General features: G+C 74.5%; 21 protein-coding genes. 17 read left to right on the top strand and 4 right to left on the bottom strand.

Features of this window, described 5'->3' with window-relative positions:
* Positions 1-142: 142 nt before the first annotated feature.
* Genes AB0D08_RS08495 through AB0D08_RS08485 form a run of 3 tightly spaced genes read left to right on the top strand, consistent with a single transcriptional unit; the run spans position 143 to position 2,546 of the window.
* Positions 143-877, top strand: coding sequence for a PIG-L family deacetylase (locus tag AB0D08_RS08495; RefSeq protein ID WP_033821546.1), 735 nt, complete (start codon positions 143-145; stop codon positions 875-877).
* On the top strand, positions 874-1,665 hold the full coding sequence (locus tag AB0D08_RS08490; RefSeq protein WP_359887077.1) for an ABC transporter ATP-binding protein: 792 nt from the start codon (positions 874-876) through the stop codon (positions 1,663-1,665). Before AB0D08_RS08495 ends, AB0D08_RS08490 begins: the two co-directional genes overlap by 4 nt.
* Positions 1,662-2,546 carry an ABC transporter permease gene (locus AB0D08_RS08485; protein WP_359887075.1) on the top strand — a complete coding sequence of 295 codons (885 nt, stop codon included), beginning with the start codon at positions 1,662-1,664 and terminating at the stop codon, positions 2,544-2,546. Before AB0D08_RS08490 ends, AB0D08_RS08485 begins: the two co-directional genes overlap by 4 nt.
* Positions 2,547-2,602: 56 nt before the next feature.
* On the opposite strand, the gene AB0D08_RS08480 is transcribed toward AB0D08_RS08485, so the two are convergent.
* The 3 genes from AB0D08_RS08480 to rpmG all read right to left on the bottom strand — a co-directional run bounded on the left by AB0D08_RS08480 (position 2,603) and on the right by rpmG (position 4,230).
* Positions 2,603-3,451: an EamA family transporter gene (locus AB0D08_RS08480; protein ID WP_359887072.1), complete on the bottom strand. Its 849-nt coding sequence runs from the start codon at positions 3,449-3,451 to the stop codon at positions 2,603-2,605.
* A 303-nt stretch (positions 3,452-3,754) separates the two neighbouring features.
* Positions 3,755-4,000: a type B 50S ribosomal protein L31 gene (locus AB0D08_RS08475; RefSeq protein ID WP_033823400.1), complete on the bottom strand. Its 246-nt coding sequence runs from the start codon at positions 3,998-4,000 to the stop codon at positions 3,755-3,757.
* A 65-nt stretch (positions 4,001-4,065) separates the two neighbouring features.
* A complete protein-coding gene (gene rpmG, locus AB0D08_RS08470) occupies positions 4,066-4,230 on the bottom strand; it encodes a 50S ribosomal protein L33 (RefSeq protein WP_051813707.1) in 165 nt (54 codons plus the stop codon).
* A gap of 151 nt (positions 4,231-4,381) precedes the next feature.
* Here rpmG and AB0D08_RS08465 point away from each other — a divergent pair, with 151 nt between their 5' ends.
* The 9 genes from AB0D08_RS08465 (at position 4,382) to AB0D08_RS08425 (ending at position 12,494) form a co-directional block, all read left to right on the top strand.
* A complete protein-coding gene (locus AB0D08_RS08465) occupies positions 4,382-4,909 on the top strand; it encodes a PadR family transcriptional regulator (RefSeq protein ID WP_033823399.1) in 528 nt (175 codons plus the stop codon).
* A complete protein-coding gene (locus AB0D08_RS08460) occupies positions 4,906-5,685 on the top strand; it encodes an ABC transporter ATP-binding protein (protein ID WP_082526918.1) in 780 nt (259 codons plus the stop codon). The genes AB0D08_RS08465 and AB0D08_RS08460 overlap by 4 nt, the downstream gene beginning before the upstream one ends.
* The gene (locus AB0D08_RS08455; RefSeq protein ID WP_359887069.1) at positions 5,682-5,873 is read left to right on the top strand and encodes a hypothetical protein; all 192 of its coding nucleotides are present in this window, start codon (positions 5,682-5,684) and stop codon (positions 5,871-5,873) included. The genes AB0D08_RS08460 and AB0D08_RS08455 overlap by 4 nt, the downstream gene beginning before the upstream one ends.
* Entirely contained in the window at positions 5,870-8,254 is a 2,385-nt protein-coding gene (locus tag AB0D08_RS08450) for an FtsX-like permease family protein (RefSeq protein ID WP_359887066.1), read from the top strand. Before AB0D08_RS08455 ends, AB0D08_RS08450 begins: the two co-directional genes overlap by 4 nt.
* An 80-nt stretch (positions 8,255-8,334) precedes the next feature.
* Entirely contained in the window at positions 8,335-9,441 is a 1,107-nt protein-coding gene (locus AB0D08_RS08445; protein ID WP_033819216.1) for an aminopeptidase P family protein, read from the top strand.
* A gap of 78 nt (positions 9,442-9,519) precedes the next feature.
* Positions 9,520-10,086, top strand: a complete 567-nt coding sequence (gene efp, locus AB0D08_RS08440) for an elongation factor P (protein ID WP_033819215.1) — start codon at positions 9,520-9,522, stop codon at positions 10,084-10,086.
* A 2-nt stretch (positions 10,087-10,088) separates the two neighbouring features.
* Positions 10,089-10,529, top strand: coding sequence for a transcription antitermination factor NusB (nusB, locus tag AB0D08_RS08435; protein ID WP_033819214.1), 441 nt, complete (start codon positions 10,089-10,091; stop codon positions 10,527-10,529).
* Between the two features lie 135 nt (positions 10,530-10,664).
* Positions 10,665-11,492 (top strand): thioesterase family protein, encoded by an 828-nt coding sequence (locus AB0D08_RS08430; RefSeq protein WP_359887062.1) that lies wholly within the window; start codon positions 10,665-10,667, stop codon positions 11,490-11,492.
* A gap of 138 nt (positions 11,493-11,630) precedes the next feature.
* Positions 11,631-12,494, top strand: a complete 864-nt coding sequence (locus AB0D08_RS08425; protein ID WP_033819212.1) for a hypothetical protein — start codon at positions 11,631-11,633, stop codon at positions 12,492-12,494.
* A gap of 94 nt (positions 12,495-12,588) precedes the next feature.
* On the opposite strand, the gene AB0D08_RS08420 is transcribed toward AB0D08_RS08425, so the two are convergent.
* A complete protein-coding gene (locus AB0D08_RS08420) occupies positions 12,589-13,092 on the bottom strand; it encodes a transcriptional regulator (RefSeq protein ID WP_014134541.1) in 504 nt (167 codons plus the stop codon).
* 353 nt (positions 13,093-13,445) lie between these two features.
* On the opposite strand from AB0D08_RS08420, the gene pyrR reads away from it, so the two are divergent.
* From pyrR to carA, 5 genes are read left to right on the top strand one after another with little or no spacing between them, the layout of a single operon-like run.
* Positions 13,446-14,072 carry a bifunctional pyr operon transcriptional regulator/uracil phosphoribosyltransferase PyrR gene (gene pyrR / locus AB0D08_RS08415; protein ID WP_033819211.1) on the top strand — a complete coding sequence of 209 codons (627 nt, stop codon included), beginning with the start codon at positions 13,446-13,448 and terminating at the stop codon, positions 14,070-14,072.
* A 4-nt stretch (positions 14,073-14,076) separates the two neighbouring features.
* Positions 14,077-15,066 carry an aspartate carbamoyltransferase catalytic subunit gene (locus AB0D08_RS08410; RefSeq protein ID WP_033819210.1) on the top strand — a complete coding sequence of 330 codons (990 nt, stop codon included), beginning with the start codon at positions 14,077-14,079 and terminating at the stop codon, positions 15,064-15,066.
* Complete coding sequence (locus AB0D08_RS08405) at positions 15,063-16,367, top strand: dihydroorotase (RefSeq protein WP_033819209.1); 1,305 nt, start codon at positions 15,063-15,065, stop codon at positions 16,365-16,367. The genes AB0D08_RS08410 and AB0D08_RS08405 overlap by 4 nt, the downstream gene beginning before the upstream one ends.
* Positions 16,364-16,936: a hypothetical protein gene (locus AB0D08_RS08400; RefSeq protein WP_359887056.1), complete on the top strand. Its 573-nt coding sequence runs from the start codon at positions 16,364-16,366 to the stop codon at positions 16,934-16,936. The genes AB0D08_RS08405 and AB0D08_RS08400 overlap by 4 nt, the downstream gene beginning before the upstream one ends.
* Positions 16,933-18,108 carry a glutamine-hydrolyzing carbamoyl-phosphate synthase small subunit gene (gene carA, locus AB0D08_RS08395; protein WP_051812011.1) on the top strand — a complete coding sequence of 392 codons (1,176 nt, stop codon included), beginning with the start codon at positions 16,933-16,935 and terminating at the stop codon, positions 18,106-18,108. Before AB0D08_RS08400 ends, carA begins: the two co-directional genes overlap by 4 nt.
* The last annotated feature ends 2 nt before the right edge of the window (positions 18,109-18,110 follow it).

Below are 18,110 nucleotides of genomic sequence, written 5' to 3'. Positions count from 1 at the left end.
CGGCAGCCGGTTGCACCTCGCCACCCGTCGATCCCCGACCCGCCTCCCGCCGCGCGCGGCTTCCCCGCGCCCCTGCCCCGGTAGCCGCCCCAGCCGCGCAGCAGCTCGGCCCACGCCCCGTAACCCCCGGAGACCAGCACCCGTGAACCCCCCTGCCTGGCGTACCGTCGTCCTGTCCCCGCACTTCGACGACGCCGCCCTCTCCCTGGCCGGCCTGATACCCGAACTCCCGGGCCCGGTGGCCGTGGTGACCGTCTTCGGCGGCGCCCCGGCCGCGGACCGGCCGGTCTCCTGGTGGGACTCCGCCTGCGGTTTCTCCACCGCCCAGGAGGCGTACCGCTCCCGCCGGGCCGAGGACGCCCGCGCCTGCCGGCTGCTCGGCGCCGACCAGGTGGTCCTGGACCACCCGGACGGGCCGTACGCGGACGGCACCGAACCCACCGGGGTCGACCGCCTCCTGGCCGACCTGCCCTCCGGCGCGACCGTCCTGGTCCCGGTCGGGTCGAACCAGCCCGACCACCAGCGGGTCCGGGACCGGGCGCTGGCCGCCCTCGCCGCCCTCGGCGCGCCACCGCCGCTCGTCTACGCCGACCTCCCGTACACCGGCCACCTCCCGGAGTGGGGTACCGACGAGGCCGACCGGGCGCTCGCCCGCAGCCCGATGTGCGGCCTCGCCTATCAGGACCTCAGGCTCACCCACCGCACGGCGGTCCGGCACGACCTGCGCCTGACCGACGAGCAGTGGGCCGCCAAGCGCGAGGCCGTGCTCTGCCACGCCTCCCAGCTGGCCCCGCTCGCGGCCGACCACGGCAGCCTGCTGGCCCGTACCGGCCCGCTGCGCGCCGAGCTGGTCTGGTCGCTGGAGGTGCCGGCATGAGCGGGCCCGCGCGGATCCTCACCGCCCGCGGCCTGGTGAAGGAGTTCCGCCGGGGCCGGGCCGTCGACGGGGTGGACCTCACCGTGCACGCGGGGGAGCGGGTCGGCCTGCTCGGGCCCAACGGCGCGGGCAAGACCACCACACTGCTGATGTGCCTCGGCGCCGTCGAACCGGACGGCGGCACCGTCGACATCCTCGGCCACCGGCTGCCCGCCGCCCGCTCGGCCGCGATGCAGGCGGTCGGGTTCGTGGCCGGATACCTCCCGCTCCCTGACCGCCTGCGGGTCCGGGAGTACCTGCGGCTCTACGCTGACCTGTACGGCCTGCGGCGCACCGGGGCGGCCGTCGACGCGGCCCTGGAACGGTTCGGCCTGACCCGGCTGGCCGCCGCGATCGGCACCGAACTCTCCAGCGGCCAGCGCACTCTGGTCGGCATCGCCAAGGCGGCCCTGCATGCCCCGGCGCTGCTTGTCCTGGACGAGCCGACCGCCTCGCTCGACCCCGACATCGCCCTGCGGGTGCGCACCGCGCTGCTCGAGCTCTCGACCGGGCACGGCACCGCGCTGCTGGTCACCAGCCACGACATGGTGGAGGTCGAACGGCTCTGCCCGCGCGTGGTGTTCCTCGCCGCCGGCCGGGTCGTGGCCGACGGTGCGCCCACCGAGATCGCCCGCCGCTACCGGCGCGCCGACCTGGAGGGCGTCTTCCTGCACCTCGCCGCCGAACGCGACGCCGCGGCCGGCGGCCGGGACCTCGCCGCCGGCCGGCCGCGGGGGAGCGCCGCATGACCGCCGCAGTGCCCCAGTTCCCCGCCCCCGCCCCCGCCGCCGCCCCGGCTCCCGCGGCGGCCCGCCGCCCGCCCGCCCAGGCGTCCCTGTACCGGATCCGCGCCGTCGCCCGCCGTCACTGGCTGGTGCTGCGCCGCAGCCCGCACCGCTTCTTCGACGTCCTGGTGTGGCCGGTCGTCGACACCCTGCTCTACGGCTCGATCGGGTTGTTCGCGGCGGGCACCGCCGACCCGGCCACCGGGCCCGGGGCCGAGCTCGCGGTGTTCCTGCTCAGCGGGACCGTGCTGTGGCACCTGGTGCACCAGACCCAGATCTCGCTGGCCACCGGTTTCCTGGAGGAGACCTGGTCGCGCAACGTCCTCGGTCTGCTCACCACCCCGCTGAAGGGCTGGGAGTACCTCGCCGGGGTCGGCCTGTTCGCCCTGCTGCGGACGGCGCTGAGCACCACCGCCGTCGCCGGGCTGGCGTTCGCCGCCTACGCCTTCGACGTCACCGCGCTCGGCCTCGGGCTGGTCCCGGTCGCCGCGCTGCTGCTCGCCTGCGGCTGGGCGGTCGCGCTGACCGTGGTCGGCCTGGTCCTGCGGTACGGCAGCGGTGCCGAGGCGCTGGTCTGGGGCGCGCTGTCGGTGGTCATGCCGCTGTCCGGCGTCTTCTACCCGGTGGCCACCCTGCCGGCGCCGCTGCGCCCGGTCGCCGAGGTGCTGCCGACCACCCACGTGTTCGCGGCGGGCCGCGCCCTCGCGGCCGGACACGCCATGCCCTGGCGGGAGTTGGCGCTGGCGGCCGGCGGGACGGCGGTGGTGCTGGCGGCCGGACTCCTCGCACTCGGCCGGCTGCTCCGCTCGTTCCGCCGCCGCGGCCTGGTCACCCGCTACTCCTGACGTACGCCGTGCGGCCTGACGTACGCCGTGCGGGCCCCGGGCCGATTTCCCCGGGCCTACCCGCCGGCCGCGAGCAGCAGGGTGCCGAGGACCGCGAGTCCCGCGCCGAGCAGCTGGACCCGCAGCAGCCGCTCCTTGAGCAGCCCGCGCGCCATCAGCGCGGTGACCACGGGATACAGCGAGGCCAGCACCGCCGCCACCGCCTGCGAGCCGGCGTTGGCGGCGGTGGCGTACATCCCGTTGGCGGCGACGTCGGCCAGGCCCACGGCGGCGAGTACGGGCAGACTGCGGGCGGCGGCCGCCAGCCGGGCGGGCCGCCGCCGGGAGGCGCGCAGCAGCAGGCAGCCACCGACCAGCGCGTTGCAGCCGCGCAGGACGAACAGGGTGAGCAGCAGTCCGGCGCCGCCCGCGGCGTGGGCGGTCAGGGTGAGGACGGTGCCGAAGCCGAGTGCCGCGCCGAGGGCCAGCAGGACGGCCCGGCGGCCGACCGCCTGCCCGCCGCGTTTCGGGCCGCCGGCCAGGGCCACCCCGGCGACGGCCACGGCGATGCCCGCGCTCTGGGCGAGCCCGGGCCGTTCGCCGAGCGCCAGCCCGACGCCGACCGGTACCGCCACCCCGACGGTGGCCAGCGGCGAGACCACGCCCATCGGCCCGAGCGCCAGCGCGCGGTAGAACGCCAGCAGCGCGAACGGTCCGACCACGCCGCCCGCCACCGCGAACCAGAGCACCGCCGAGCCGCCGGACCAGCCGCCGGTGGCCGTCACCGCCACCGCGAGCAGGGTGGCGGCGGCGCTCTGCGACACGACCACCACCGTCAGGGCGGGCAGCCGCCGGGTGATCGCGCCGCCGCCGTAGTCCGCCACGCCCCACAGCAGGCTGGCGGTGAGCGCGAACACGGCGCTCATCCGGTCGTCCCGTTCGGCACGGCGGCCTCCGCGGCTCGGTGGTGCTGGGCTCGGCACGGTCGCGCCGGGCCGGGCGGTACCCGGGGCGCGGGGGCGTGCCGGGCTGCCCGGCGTGGGCGGGCCCGGAGCGGGAGCGTAGTTGAGCCCGGTGGACCACGGCATCGATTTCCGGTCAACAAGGCTCCGCCCAGGGAGAGTTGACCAATTCCCGGCCGGTCCCGCGGCCGCTCCCGGCCGCCTGCCCCCGAACAGCGGACTGCCCCGCCACCCGGGGTGCGGGTGGCGGGGCAGCCGGCTGCCCGGTCAGGACAGGCCGTAGCGGCGCCGGTAGAGCTCGACCCGTCCGGCGGTGTCCAGCACCCGGGCCTTGCCGGTGTACACCGGGTGGGTGGCCGAGGAGGTCTCGACGTCGACGACGGGGTAGCTGCGGCCGTCCTCCCACTCGACGGTCCGGTCGCTGCTGAGCGTCGAGCGGGTGAGGAAGGCGAACTCGCCGGTGCGGTCGCGGAAGACCACGGGGCGGTACTCGGGGTGGATGGCGTGCTTCATCTCTCGCATCTCCTCTGCTGGCGTACGGGTGTGCTGCCGGGCGGGTCCCGCCGCGCGGGGCCGGGTCAGCGCTGTTCGCGGAAGACCACGTGCGCCCCGGCGACCGGGTCGAACTTGCGGATCTCCAGCCGGTCCGGGTCGTTGCGGCGGCTCTTGCGGGTCACGTAGGTGTAGCCGGTGCCGGCCGTCGACCGCAGGGTGACGATCGGGCGCAGGTCGCTGCGGGCCATCGGATCCTCCTCAAGGTGGCAATGGAAGTCATTGTCATGGCATCACAACCGGCACCCCCGGGGATTCATTCCCGGTCCGCCGCGTGGACCCGGAACTCCTTCGGCGGGGCGCTATGCACTCGGTGTATACCTGCGGGGTATAGTCGCCGTCATGTCACTCGGACACACCATCCTCGGGCTCCTCGAGTCCCACCCCAGCCACGGCTACGACCTCAAACGCGCCTACGACGACAGGTTCGGCCGCACCCGCTCGCTCGCCTACGGCCAGGTCTACTCGACCCTGTCGCGGCTGCTGAAGAACGGCCTGGTCGAGGTCGAGGGCGTGGAGCCCGGCGACGGCCCCGAGCGCAAGCGGTACGCCATCACCGAGGCGGGCGTGACCGACGTCGCCGACTGGCTCGCCCGGCCGGAGAGCCCGGAGCCGTACCTGCAGAACACCCTGTACACCAAGGTCGTGCTGGCCGTGCTGACCGGCCGCCGGCCGTACGAGGTGCTGGACGTGCAGCGCGCCGAGCACCTGCGGCAGATGCGTGAGCTGACCCGCCGCAAGGCCACCGGGGACCTCGCCGACCAGCTGATCTGCGACCACGCGCTGTTCCACCTGGAGGCGGACCTGCGCTGGCTGGAGCTGACCGGCGCCCGCCTGGACGAGCTGGCCCGGGAGGTGGGCGAGCGATGAGCGTCTCACCCGTCGAAGCCGCCGACGAACACACCGACGAACTCGCCGACCACCGCGCCGACCACCGCTCCGGGCCCGCCGAGCAGCCCCCGGGCCGCCCCGGCGCGCTGCTCACCGCCACCGGCCTGGTCAAGAGGTACGGACCGACCAGCGCACTGGACGGCGTCACCCTCTCCCTGATGCCGGGCGAACTGCTCGCCGTGATGGGCGCGTCCGGCTCCGGGAAGTCCACCCTGCTGCAGTGCCTGGCCGGGATCGTCCGCCCGGACGCGGGGACGGTCACCTACCGCGGCCAGGACCTCGCCGACCTCTCGGACTCCCGGCTGAGCGCGCTGCGCCGCACCGACTTCGGCTTCCTGTTCCAGTTCGGCCAGCTCGTCCCCGAACTGTCCTGCCTGGAGAACGTCGCGCTGCCGCTGCGGCTGAACGGCGTGCGCCGCCGGGTGGCCGAGGCGCACGCCCGGACCTGGCTCGACCAGCTGGAGGTCGGCGACACCGCCGCCCAGCGGCCCGGCGAGATATCCGGCGGCCAGGGCCAGCGGGTGGCGGTCGCCCGGGCGCTGGTCACCGCCCCGCGGGTGGTCTTCGCCGACGAGCCGACCGGCGCGCTCGACTCGCTCAACGGCGAGCGCGTGCTGCAACTGCTGCGGGCCGCCGTCCAGGAGTCCGGTGCCGCCGTGGTGCTGGTCACCCACGAACCCCGGGTCGCCGCCTACACCGACCGCGAGGTGGTCCTGCGCGACGGCCGCACCGGCGGCCGGGAGGCGCGCCGGTGACCCGCCGATCGCCCGCCCCGGGGCCCGCCGTGGCCGGGCCCCTCCTCGGACTTGCCGCCGTCATGGTGCTGGTCGCCACCGCCCTCCTGGCCGGCGGACCGGCACCCGGCCGCGCCACCGCACCCGACCGCGCCACCGCACCCGTCCCCGCCGCCGGCGGCCCCCGATCCCAGGAGAGGGCACCGTGAACCAGCCCGCCCCGCCCGCCCCCACCGACCGGCCGGCCCCGACCGTACGGCTGCGCCGCCTGGGCCAGGTCGGCATCGGACTGCGGCTCGCCTTCACCGGCGGCCGGGGCAGCCTGGCCCGTACCCTGCTGACCGCCGTCGGCGTCGGCCTCGGCGTCGCCACGCTGCTCTTCGCGTCCTCGTTCCAGACCATGAAGCACCACCGCGACGACCGGATCCACGCCCTGGTCGACACCATGCACGCCGACGACGGCCTCGCCGCCGGCCCCGGCACCCTCCTGCTGGTCGACGCCTCCACCACCTACCACGGCGCCGAGGTGCGCGGCCGGATCGTGCAGCCGGAGGGCCCGCGGGCCCCGCTGCCCCCCGGTCTGACCGCCTTTCCGGCACCGGGCACGATGGCCGTCTCCCCGGCCCTGGCCGAGCTGCTCGGCTCCCCGGACGGCCGGCTGCTCGAGGAGCGGATCGGTCACCCGGTTGCCGGGCGGATCGCCGACCGCGGCCTGGTCGGCCCCGGCGACCTCTCCTTCGTCCTCGGCGCCGACGACCTGAGCCCCGAGCGGGGCGCCGTCCGGATCGACTCCATCGGCGACTCCTACCCGCCGCGCGAACTGGAGCCCGAACTGGTCCTGCTCAGCGTGACCGGCATCGTGGTGCTGCTGACCCCGGTCGTGGTGTTCGTCGCCGCGGCGACCCGGTTCGGCGGGGAGGCCCGCGACCGCAGGCTGGCCGCGCTGCGGCTGGTCGGCGCCGACCGCGCGATGACCGCCCGGATCGCGGCCGGGGAGGCGCTGGCCGGTGCGCTGACCGGGCTGGCGGTCGGCTGGCTGCTCTTCCTGCTGGCCGGGCACCTCGCGGAGTCGGTGACCATCGAGGGCCTCAGCGTCTTCGCGGCGGACATCGACCCCGACCCGTGGCAGGCGGCCACCGTGATGGCGGCCGTGCCGCTGCTCGCGGTCGCGGCCGCACTGCTCGCCATGCGGCGGATCACCGCGGAGCCCCTCGGCGTGGTGCGCGGCAGCGACCGGACCCGCCGCCGGCTGTGGTGGCGCCTGGCCCTGCCCGTCACCGGGGGCCTGCTGCTCTCCCAGACCTCGCCCGGGGTCGACCTCGGTGCCTCGCCGTTCGACCTGGCGGTCGTGGTGGCCGGGCTGGTGCTGCTGCTCAGCGGTGTCGCCGCGGTGCTCCCGGCGCTGCTCGAACTGACCGTCCGCGACCTGTCGTTCGGGCCGCCGTCGGTGCAACTGGCGCTGGGCCGCCTGCGGCTCGGCGGCGGCGCGGCCGCCCGGGCCACGTCCGGCACGCTGGTCGCGGTCGCGGGCGCCGTCGTGCTGCAGAGCCTGTTCGGGGCCATCGCCGCGCAGCACCGGGCCCGCTACGCGGACGCCGACGGGCCGCGCGCCGGGGCAGTCCAGGCCCGGGCCACCTTCCCCGGCGCCGACGGGTCCGCGGCGGAGTTGGCCGCCCGGCTGCGGGTCGGCGACGGTGCCCGCTCCGCCGTCGGCTACCTCCCGGTCTACCTGCGCGGCGCCGCCCGGGACCCGAACCGGACCTCCCTGGCGCTGGTCGGCTCCTGCGCCGACCTCAAGGCGCTCGCCGAGCTGCCCTCCTGCACCGACGGCGACGGCTTCCTGCTCACCGGGACGGGCCCGGCGGCCGCCGCCGGTCCCGGGCTGCGGCCCGGCGCCGAGGTGACGGCGGACCGGGCGGCCGCCGACGGCTCCGCACTGCTCTGGCGGCTCCCGGCGGCGCTCCTGCCCGCGGTGGAGCGTCCGCTCTCCCCGGCCGACGGCCCGGCCGGGGACCTGCTGCTCACGCCCGCCGCCGTCCCCGCCGCCCTGACGGCCGGCCAGGACGCCCGGGTCGACCTGGAGCTCGACACCGCCGTGCCGGACGCCCGCGAGGTCCTGCGCACCGCCGTCCAGCGGATCGACCCGCAGGCCAGGCTGCTGCTGTCCGACGAACGGGCCTTCGGCCAGGACCGTGCCTTCGACGGCGTCCGCCGGTCGCTCACCGCCGCCGTGGTGGCCACCCTGGTGCTCATCGCGCTGAGCATGCTGGTGAGCCTGCTGGAGCAACTGCGCGAACGCCGCCGGTCGCTGGCCTGCCTGCTGGCCTTCGGCACACCGCGGCGCACGCTCGGCCTGTCGCTGCTGTGGCAGAGCGCGCTGCCGACCGGGATCGGCCTACTGCTGGCGGTCGGCCTCGGCAGCGCCGTCGGCCGGATGCTGCTGCACCTGGCCGGTCTGCCGCCGCGGATCGCCTGGGACGGGGTCCTCGCCATGGCGGGCGCCGCCGCGGCCGGCGTTCTGGGCGTCACCGCGCTCACCCTCCCGGTGCTGCGGCGGACCACCGCGACGGGCGCCCTGCGGCACGAGTAGCGCCGCCCCCCGGCCCGGGCCGGGCCCCGGCCGAGCGTGCTCGACGGGCGCCCGGCCGCCCGGCTCCGTACGCTCGACCCATGTCCGATGCGCACGCGGCCCGACGGGAACGCCTCCGGGAGTACTGCAGTGCCTCCGGCGCCGATGCCGCACTGATCACCCGCGCCGCCAACGTCCGCTACCTCACCGGCTGCCCGCCGTGCGGTGCGAGCCTGCTGCTCACCCGGGACCGGGTGCTGCTGGCCGTACCGGACGACCTGCCGCCGGACGACAGCGGTGAGCACCTGATCGACGAGGACGTCGCCCGGCTGCCGGTGCTGTCGCAGACCGACACGGCGCCGGCCCTCGCCGAGGCGGCGGTCCGGCTGAAGGTCGGCGACCTGGCGGTGGAGGAGCACGACCTCACGGTCAGCCGCCACCACACCCTGGCGCAGACCGCGGCCGGGGTCCGCCTGCTCGACCTCGACCTCGCGGTCGAGCGGCTGCGGGTGGTCAAGGACGAGCACGAGATCGCCGACCTGCGGATCGCCGCCGAGATCGCCGACCAGGCGCTCGGCGAGCTGCTGGAGTCGATCCTGGTCGGCCGGACCGAACGGCACCTGGCGATGGAGCTGGAGCGCCGCATGATCGACCACGGTGCGGACCGGGCCGCCTTCCCGGTCTCGGTCGGTACCGGCGCGCACTCCGGGCTGGAGCACCACCAGCCGACCGACCACCGGGTCGAGGAGGGCGACTTCCTCACCGTGGTGCTCGGCGCGCAGTACCGCGGGTACGGGATCTGCACCGCCCGGACCTTCGTGATCGGCGCGGCCCCGGCGCCCTGGCAGGTGGAACTGCACCGGCTGGTGTTCCACGCCCAGCGGGCGGGCCGGGAGGCGCTGGGGCCGGGCGTGCCGCAGCACGTGCCGGACGACGCGGCCCGTTCGATCCTCCAGGCGGCCGGTCACGCCGAACGCGCCGCGCATCCGGTCGGACACGGAATCGGCCTGGAGATCCGGGAGGCGCCGCGTCTGGGCCCCGCCGACATGGGTAAACTGGACAGTCGCGTGCCGGTCACCGTCGGTCCGGGGGTCCATCTCCCGGGCAAGGGCGGGGTCCGGATCGAGGACACGCTCGTGGTGCGCCCCCCTGAGGAGGGCGGGCCCGAGCTGCTCACCATAACGACCAAGGAGCTCCTCGCCCTGTAGTCGGCGGCCCAGGCCACGGACGGCGGGACGCGTCCCTTCTTGGTTCCTTGACAGCTATATCCAGGAGTTAGTGCGCCCGTGGCTTCCACGAACGATCTCAAGAACGGCATGGTCCTCAAGCTTGACGGCGGCAAGCTCTGGTCCGTCGTCGAGTTCCAGCACGTCAAGCCCGGCAAGGGCCCGGCCTTCGTGCGCACCAAGCTGAAGGAGGTCCTGACCGGCAAGGTCGTCGACAAGACCTTCAACGCGGGCACCAAGGTGGAGACCGCCAACGTCGACAAGCGCGGCATGCAGTTCTCCTACAAGGACGGCGAGCAGTTCGTGTTCATGGACACGGACACCTACGACCAGCTCCCGATCGACCCCGCGGTCGTCGGCGACGCCGCCAAGTACCTGCTGGAGGGCTTCGAGGCCCTGGTCGCCGTCTACGAGGGCGCCCCGCTGTACATCGAGCTCCCGGCCTCGGTCGAGCTGCTGATCGAGCACACCGAGCCCGGCGTGCAGGGCGACCGCTCCACCGGCGGCTCCAAGCCGGCCACCCTGGAGACCGGCGCCGAGATCCAGGTCCCGCTCTTCATCGTCACCGGTGAGAAGATCAAGGTCGACACCCGCGACGGCAGCTACCTCGGCCGGGTGAACAAGTAACCGTGGCGGCTGCACGCAGCAAGGCCCGCACCAGGGCCTTCCAGATCCTCTTCGAGGCCGACCACCGCGGTGTCTCCCCGGAGCAGGTGCTCGCCGACTGGGTGGCCCGCGCCCGCGACCCGAGGCCCGACGAGGGCATCCCGCAGGTGGCCGAGTACACCATGCAGCTGGTCGAGGGCTACACCCAGTACGCCCGCCGGATCGACGAGCTGATCGCCACCTACGCGATCGGCTGGACGATCGACCGGATGCCGGTCGCGGACCGCAACGTCCTGCGGCTCGGCGCCTACGAGCTGATCTGGGAGGACGGTGTCCCGGACGCGGTCGTGGTCGACGAGGCCGTCGAGATCGCCAAGGAGTACTCCACGGACGAGTCGCCCGCCTTCGTGAACGGCCTGCTGGCCCGCTTCATGGAGCTGAAGCCGACCATCCGCCGGGACTGACGTCCCGCTCGTGAAGGCCGCCGGACCCCTGGTCCGGCGGCCTTCACGCGTCCCTGGCCCCCGGACCGGCCGCAGCGTAAGCTACTGGCCGGTAGCAAGAGTGGGCCGAGGACCGCCGCAGCGAAGGACACCGCCATGACCACCGCCGTACGCAGTGAGTTCGACCGGGGCATCGCCCTGACCCCGCACCCAGGGGAGCCCGGCCGCCACGGGGCCGAGCTCGGCGCCGGCTGGCAGATCGGCGGCGGCGTCAACGGGGGCCTGCTGCTCGCGGTGGCCGGCCACGCGCTGTCGCTGCGCAGCCCGGCCCACCCGGACCCGGTCTCCATCAGCGGGTACTACCTCTCCGCCGCCCGGCCGGGGCCCGCCACCGTCAGCACCGAGCTGATCCGCGAGGGCCGCTCGCTGTCCACCGGTACCGCCTCGCTGGTCCAGGACGGCGAGGAACGGCTGCGGGTGCTCGCCACCTACGGCGACCTGGCCGCGTTCGGGGACGAGGTGCACACCAGTGCGCAGCCGCCCGTCATGCCGCCGCCGGAGCAGTGCATCGGCGTCGAGCACGCGCCGCCGTCGCTGGTCGAGCAGGCCGCCCTGCTGGAGCGCTTCGACCTGAGACTCGACCCGGCCACCATCGGCTGGGCGCTCGGCGAGCCGTCGAAGCAGGGCCGGATCCAGGGCTGGTTCAAGCTGGCCGACGGCCGGGAGCCGGACCCGCTGCTGCTCCTGCTGGTGGCCGACGCGCTGCCGCCGGTCACCTTCGACCTCGGCCTGCCCGGCTGGGCGCCCACCGTCGAACTGACGGTCCACCTGCGGGCGAAGCCGGCGCCGGGCTGGCTGCGGGTCAGCCACGCCACCCGGAACCTGGCCGGCGGCCACTTCGAGGAGGACGCCGAGATCTGGGACTCCACCGGCCGCCTGGTCGCCCAGTCCCGCCAGCTGGCCCGGGCGCCGCGCCCGCAGTGAGCGCCGGGCGCGCGAGTGTTGCCCTCGGTTACAGGTCTGTGACACCGCGTGCGTGTGCGGCGCGTGGGGGTGGGGAGTAACAGGGGCAGCGGCCGTCCCCGGCCGTCCCCTTCGAGCCCCGTCCCCCAGGAGCCCGCGATGCCCCGGAACAGCCGCACCCCCCGGTCCTCCCGCTGCACCTCTCCCGGGAGCGGCCGCCGGCCCGAGGAGGCCTTCGTCACCGGGATCCTGGCCTGCCCCGAGGACTTCGAGCGGGCCCGCCCGTGGGGCCTGACCGACGCGGCCGACCATGCGGCGTACCTGGTGGACACCGCGGCCCTGCTGGCCGAGGCCCGGCGGGTCTTCGGCACCGTCCAGGCCCGGATGTTCCACCCCGGGGACTTCGCCGACTTCTGCCTGCTGCACGGCCTCGACCCGGCCGAGCAGCAGGCCCGCGACCGCTACCTGGTCAACCCGCCGCTGCAGACCCAGCTGCTGCCCTACCAGGGCGAGGAGCTGGCCGACGACTTCCTGCCGCGGCTGGTCCGGGCCCGGGAGAGCGGGCTGACGCTGCGCCACGCCGACCTGCTGCTGGACGGTGCGCTGTGCGGGCCGCAGGAGCAGTTGCCGCCGCGGCTGCGGCAGGCCCACGACCAGGCCTCGGAGGTCTTCCGCCGGATGCTGGTGGGCGCGGGCGCCGGGACCTTCCAGTTCCACCTGGTGGTCGACGCGCCCGGCGGGCGGCTGCAGGCGGACGCCCGGGTGCTGCACTGGGACGACGGCGTGGTGCGGATCCACGACGAGGACCTCGACCTGGTGTGCGCGGTGCTCTGCGTGGGCCTGGCCCGGGAGCTGCCGGGGGCGGCGCTGCTGCACGGCTCGCAGGGCTCGGCGGGTTCCTGCGGGGAGTACCGGCAGGTGGCCTGGGCCTGGCAGAGCACCGGCTTCGGCTACACCCCGGCCGCGGTCGAGCTGGACGGGGTGGAGGCGCGGCCGGGATTCAGCCTCGGCTCGGTGTGCTGACGGCGGCTCGGGACCCCGGCCCGGACAGCGCGACGGCGGGGTGCGCGGCCGTGGCCGCACACCCCGCCGTGACGTTTCTGCTGACGGGGGAGCGTCAGCCGGCGTCCTCCTCGCGCACCGCGCGACGGGCGTCCGGGTTCAGCACACCCCAGCTGATCAGCTGCTCGGTGAGGATCGACGGCGACTGGTCGTAGATCACGGCGAGGGTGCGAAGGTCGTCCTGGCGGATCGAGAGCACCTTGCCGTTGTAGTCGCCGCGCTGGCTCTGGATGGTGGCCGCATAGCGCTGGAGGGGACCGGCCTTCTCGGACGGCACCTGAGTCAGTCTCTCCAGGTCGAGGACCAGGCGCGGCGGCGGCTCGGCCGCACCGCCCGGGGTACCGCCGGGGAGCAGCTCCTGCACCGGGACGCCGTAGAACTCGGCCAGCTCGGCCAGGCGCTGCACCGTCACCGCGCGGTCGCCGCGCTCGTAGGAGCCGACGACGACTGCCTTCCAGCGACCCTGGGACTTCTCCTCGACGCCGTGCAGGGAGAGACCCTGCTGAGTGCGGATCGCCCGGAGCTTGGCCCCGAGTTGCTTCGCGTAGTCGCTGGACATAGATCTCCCCGGACGAGATTGCTTCGCGTTCAGTGGTGAGCCACGAGCGGGCGGGTGATGACCGCGGATCCGGCCGACTGTACCGGTGGGTACAGCGGCGGTCTCGTAACTCACTGTGAGGTTACGTAGAGTGAGGTAGTCGCGTCAAGCCGAATGGGGCAGTCGTGCGAATAGCTCCCGGCCGGTCCGTGAACCGCCGCGGTACGCACGAAAGGGGGAAGCGGAACGGGTCGGTCCTCGGTGCGGGTGAGCGCACTGCTACCATGGGCGAGGCTTCCGCCACGGTCGGGAGCCCAATTCCAGACATCCTTTAAGGCCCGTCCAGTGAGGCGGGGAAGGAGGTCCGCTTCGGCATGACCACGCCCATCTCTGCATCCGCACCGCGCCCGCCGCACCAGGTGCTCGACGCCGGGGACATCACCCGGATCGTCACCCGGATCGCCCACGAGATCGTCGAACGCGCCAAGGGCGCCGACGACGTGGTGCTGCTCGGCATCCACACCCGCGGTGTCCACCTCGCCCGCAGGCTCCAGGCCCGGCTCAACCAGGTGGCCGGCCGCGAGATCCCGCTCGGCACCCTCGACATCACCATGTACCGGGACGACCTGCGCCTGAAGCCCGCCCGGGCGCTGGAGCACACCGAGATCCCCGCCGAGGGCATCGACGGCAAGCTGGTCATCCTGGTCGACGACGTGCTGTTCTCCGGCCGCACCATCCGGGCCGCGCTGGACGCCCTGAGCGACATCGGCCGGCCGCGCGCCGTCCAGCTCGCGGTCCTGGTCGACCGCGGCCACCGGGAGCTGCCGATCCGCGCCGACTACGTGGGCAAGAACCTGCCCACCTCGCTGCGCGAGGCCGTCCAGGTCCAGCTCGCCGACACCGACGGCCGCGACGCCGTCCTGGTCGGCGACCGCGACTACGCCGCCCGGTCCTCCCAGGCGCTCGCCGCCCAGCCGTCCGACCCGCACCTCCCGGAGTGACCGCGTGAAGCGCCATCTCGTCTCCACCGCGGACCTCAGCCGCGACGACGCCCTGCTCATCCTGGACACCGCCGAGGAGCTGGCCCACCTCTCCGGACGCTCCGTCAAGAAGCTGCCCACACTGCGCGGCCGGACCGTCGTCAACCTCTTCTTCGAGGACTCCACCCGCACCAAGACCTCCTTCGAGGTCGCCGAGAAGCGGCTGTCCGCCGACGTCATCAACTTCTCCGCCAAGGGCTCCTCGGTCTCCAAGGGCGAGAGCCTCAAGGACACCGCGCTGACCCTCCAGGCGATGGGCGCCGACGCCGTCGTCATCCGCCACCACGCCTCCGGCGCGCCGGCCCGGCTGGCCGGCTCCGACTGGCTGCACGGCAGCGTGATCAACGCGGGTGACGGCACCCACGAGCACCCCACCCAGGCGCTGCTCGACGCCTTCACCATCCGCCGCCACCTCAACCCGGGCACCGGCCACGACCTGGCCGGCCGCCGCGTCGCCATCGTCGGCGACGTCCTGCACAGCCGGGTCGCCCGCTCCAACGTCCACCTGCTGACCACGCTCGGCGCCGAGGTCACCTTCGTCGCCCCGCCGACCCTGCTGCCGATCGGCATCGAGAACTGGCCCTGCCAGGTCAGCTACGACCTCGACGCCGTGCTGCCCAAGACCGACGCGCTGATGATGCTGCGGGTCCAGCGCGAGCGGATGAACGCCGCGTTCTTCCCGACCGAGCGCGAGTACTCCCGCCGCTACGGCATGAACGGCATCCGGATGGCCCAGCTGCCCGAGCACGCCATCGTGATGCACCCCGGCCCGATGGTCCGCGGCATGGAGATCACCGCCGAGGTCGCCGACTCCCCGCGCTGCACCGCGGTCGAGCAGGTCGCCAACGGGGTCTCCGTCCGGATGGCCGTGCTCTACCTCCTGCTCGGCGGGGCGGTCTTCGCCGACGCCCCCGCCGACGCATCCCGTACCGACTCCCCGGAGGCCGCCAAGTGACGAGCTACCTGATCCGCAACGTCCAGATCCTCGGCGGTGCGCCCCAGGACATCCTCATCGCCGACGGCGTGTTCCGGGAGATCGGCACCGGCCTGACCGCCGAGGCCGACATCGACATCGACGGCCACGGGCTGATCGCCCTGCCCGGCCTGGTCGACCTGCACACCCACCTGCGCGAGCCCGGCCGCGAGGACGCCGAGACGGTCCTCACCGGCACCCAGGCGGCGGCCAAGGGCGGCTACACCGCCGTCCACGCGATGGCCAACACCTTCCCGGTCGCCGACACCGCCGGCGTGGTCGAGCAGGTCTGGCGGCTCGGCCAGGAGTCCGGCTACTGCGACGTGCAGCCGGTCGGCGCCGTCACGGTCGGCCTGGAGGGCAAGAAGCTCGCCGAGCTGGGCGCCATGCACGACTCCGCCGCAGGCGTGCGGGTCTTCTCCGACGACGGCAAGTGCGTCGACGACGCGGTGATCATGCGCCGCGCGCTGGAGTACGTGAAGGCCTTCGACGGCGTCGTCGCCCAGCACGCCCAGGAGCCCCGGCTCACCGAGGGCGCCCAGATGAACGAGGGCCAGGTCTCCGGCGAGCTCGGCCTCGGCGGCTGGCCGGCCGTCGCGGAGGAGGCGATCATCGCCCGTGACGTGCTGCTCGCCGCGCACGTCGGCTCCCGGCTGCACGTCTGCCACCTGTCCACGGCCGGCTCGGTGGAGATCGTCCGCTGGGCCAAGGCCAAGGGCTGGGACGTCACCGCCGAGGTCACCCCGCACCACCTGCTGCTCACCGACGAGCTGGTCCGCAGCTACGACCCGGTGTACAAGGTCAACCCGCCGCTGCGCACGGCCGCCGACGTGGAGGCGCTGCGCGCCGCGCTGGCCGACGGCACCATCGACGCCGTCGCCACCGACCACGCGCCGCACCCCGCGGAGGACAAGGACTGCGAGTGGGCCGTCGCCGCGATGGGCATGGTCGGCCTGGAGACCGCGCTCTCGGTCGTCCAGCAGACCATGGTCGACACCGGCCTGCTGAACTGGGAGGGCGTGGCCGACCGGATGTCCCACCGCCCGGCCCGGATCGGCCGTCTGACCGGCCACGGAAGGCCCGTCTCGGTCGGTGAACCGGCCAACCTGGTGCTCTTCGATCCCGCGTACCGTGGGCTCGTGGATCCCGACAGCTTTGCGACGCGCAGCCGAAACACCCCCTACCGCGGTCTCGACCTCCCCGGGCGGGTGCACGCCACCTTCCTGCGCGGCACCGCCACCGTGCTGGCCGGCGAGCTGGCCGAGCAGGGCGGGCTCAAGTGACCGCCACCGCCGTCGCGCGGCTCGCCGCCGAAGGCCAGGCCAAGGTCACCAACTGGCCCGGCTACATCGGCTGGACGGTCGGCCTGGTGATCGTCATCGCGCTGGTCTACTGGCTGATGCGGCAGGGCTGGAACTGGCGCCGCACCCTGCAGTCGGACCTGTCCGCGCTGCCCGCCGTCCCGGCCGAGCCCGGCGAGGCCGTCCGCAGCGCCGCAGGCCGCTACCACGGCACCACCACCGCCGGGAACTGGCTGGACCGGGTGGTCGCCCACGGCCTCGGCAACCGCAGCCTGGCCGAACTGACCCTGACCGGGCGCGGCCTGCTGGTCCGCCGCCCGGGCGAGGCCGACCTGTGGATCCCGGCCGAGGCGCTCACCGGCGCCCGCCAGGACTCCGGCATCGCCGGCAAGGTCGTCCCCGCCGGCCTGCTGGTGGTCGGCTGGCGCCTGGGCGAGGCCGAGCTGGAGTCCGGCTTCCGGCTGGACCGGCCCGAGCAGCACGCCGACTGGGTCGCCGCCACCCTCGAACTCTCCCCCCGTACCAAGCAGACGGAAGGCACCGCATCATGACCGCACCTGCCCCCACCACTCAGCGCTTGAGGCGGGAGCGCGTGCCCGCCGTGCTCGTCCTGGAGGACGGCCGGACCTTCCGCGGCCAGGCCTACGGCGCCGTCGGCGAGACCTTCGGCGAGGCCGTCTTCAACACCGGCATGTCCGGCTACCAGGAGACCCTGACCGACCCCTCGTACCACCGCCAGGTGGTCGTGATGACCGCGCCGCACATCGGCAACACCGGCGTCAACGACGAGGACCCGGAGTCGAAGCAGATCTGGGTGGCCGGCTACGTCGTGCGCGACCCCTCCCGGGTCCCCTCCAACTGGCGCTCGCGGCGCTCGCTGGACGAGGAGCTCGCCGCCCAGGGCGTGGTCGGCATCTCCGGCATCGACACCCGGGCGCTCACCCGCCACCTGCGCGAGCGCGGGGCGATGCGGGTCGGCATCTTCTCCGGCCCCGCGCTGGCGGAGGAGTCCGCGCTGCTGGCCCGGGTCAACGAGGCGCCCGAGATGAAGGGCGCCGACCTCTGCGCCGAGGTCGCCACCACCGAGCCGTACATCGTGCCGGCGGTCGGCACCAAGCGCTTCACCGTCGCCGCGATCGACCTCGGCATCAAGGCGATGACCCCGCAGCTGATGGCCGAGCGCGGCATCGAGGTGCACGTGCTGCCGGCCGGCTCCACCCTCGAGGACGTCTACGCGGTCGAGCCCGACGGCGTGTTCTTCTCCAACGGCCCGGGCGACCCGGCCACCGCCGACCACCAGGTCGCGGTCATGCAGGGCGTACTGGCGCGCCGGACCCCGCTGTTCGGCATCTGCTTCGGCAACCAGATCCTCGGCCGCGCCCTCGGCTTCGGCACCTACAAGCTGAAGTACGGCCACCGCGGCATCAACCAGCCGGTCCAGGACCGCACCACCGGCAAGGTCGAGGTCACCGCGCACAACCACGGCTTCGCCGTCCAGGCGCCCCTGGACAGGGTGAGCGACACCCCGTACGGCCGCGCCGAGGTCTCCCACGTCTGCCTCAACGACGACGTGGTCGAGGGTCTCCAGTGCCTGGACACCCCGGCGTTCAGCGTCCAGTACCACCCGGAGGCCGCGGCCGGCCCGCACGACGCCGCGTACCTCTTCGACCGCTTTGTCGACCTGATGGCCGGTGCCCCGGCCCGCACCACCACAGGGAGCTGACC

Source organism: Kitasatospora sp. NPDC048540, assembly GCF_040651175.1.
GTDB lineage: Bacteria > Actinomycetota > Actinomycetes > Streptomycetales > Streptomycetaceae > Kitasatospora.
Note: the sequence above shows the minus strand (reverse complement) of the source record. Positions and strands in the feature narration are given on the sequence as shown.

Coding starts and splice junctions, on each gene's coding strand:
- rpmG (WP_051813707.1), bottom strand. CDS start 4,230: ATGGCCCGCAGCGACCTGCGCCCGATCGTCACCCTGCGGTCGACGGCC.
- AB0D08_RS08445 (WP_033819216.1), top strand. CDS start 8,335: ATGTCCGATGCGCACGCGGCCCGACGGGAACGCCTCCGGGAGTACTGC.
- AB0D08_RS08420 (WP_014134541.1), bottom strand. CDS start 13,092: ATGTCCAGCGACTACGCGAAGCAACTCGGGGCCAAGCTCCGGGCGATC.
- AB0D08_RS08430 (WP_359887062.1), top strand. CDS start 10,665: ATGACCACCGCCGTACGCAGTGAGTTCGACCGGGGCATCGCCCTGACC.
- pyrR (WP_033819211.1), top strand. CDS start 13,446: ATGACCACGCCCATCTCTGCATCCGCACCGCGCCCGCCGCACCAGGTG.
- AB0D08_RS08425 (WP_033819212.1), top strand. CDS start 11,631: ATGCCCCGGAACAGCCGCACCCCCCGGTCCTCCCGCTGCACCTCTCCC.
- AB0D08_RS08485 (WP_359887075.1), top strand. CDS start 1,662: ATGACCGCCGCAGTGCCCCAGTTCCCCGCCCCCGCCCCCGCCGCCGCC.
- AB0D08_RS08465 (WP_033823399.1), top strand. CDS start 4,382: ATGTCACTCGGACACACCATCCTCGGGCTCCTCGAGTCCCACCCCAGC.
- carA (WP_051812011.1), top strand. CDS start 16,933: ATGACCGCACCTGCCCCCACCACTCAGCGCTTGAGGCGGGAGCGCGTG.
- AB0D08_RS08460 (WP_082526918.1), top strand. CDS start 4,906: ATGAGCGTCTCACCCGTCGAAGCCGCCGACGAACACACCGACGAACTC.
- AB0D08_RS08475 (WP_033823400.1), bottom strand. CDS start 4,000: ATGAAGCACGCCATCCACCCCGAGTACCGCCCCGTGGTCTTCCGCGAC.
- AB0D08_RS08490 (WP_359887077.1), top strand. CDS start 874: ATGAGCGGGCCCGCGCGGATCCTCACCGCCCGCGGCCTGGTGAAGGAG.
- AB0D08_RS08480 (WP_359887072.1), bottom strand. CDS start 3,451: ATGAGCGCCGTGTTCGCGCTCACCGCCAGCCTGCTGTGGGGCGTGGCG.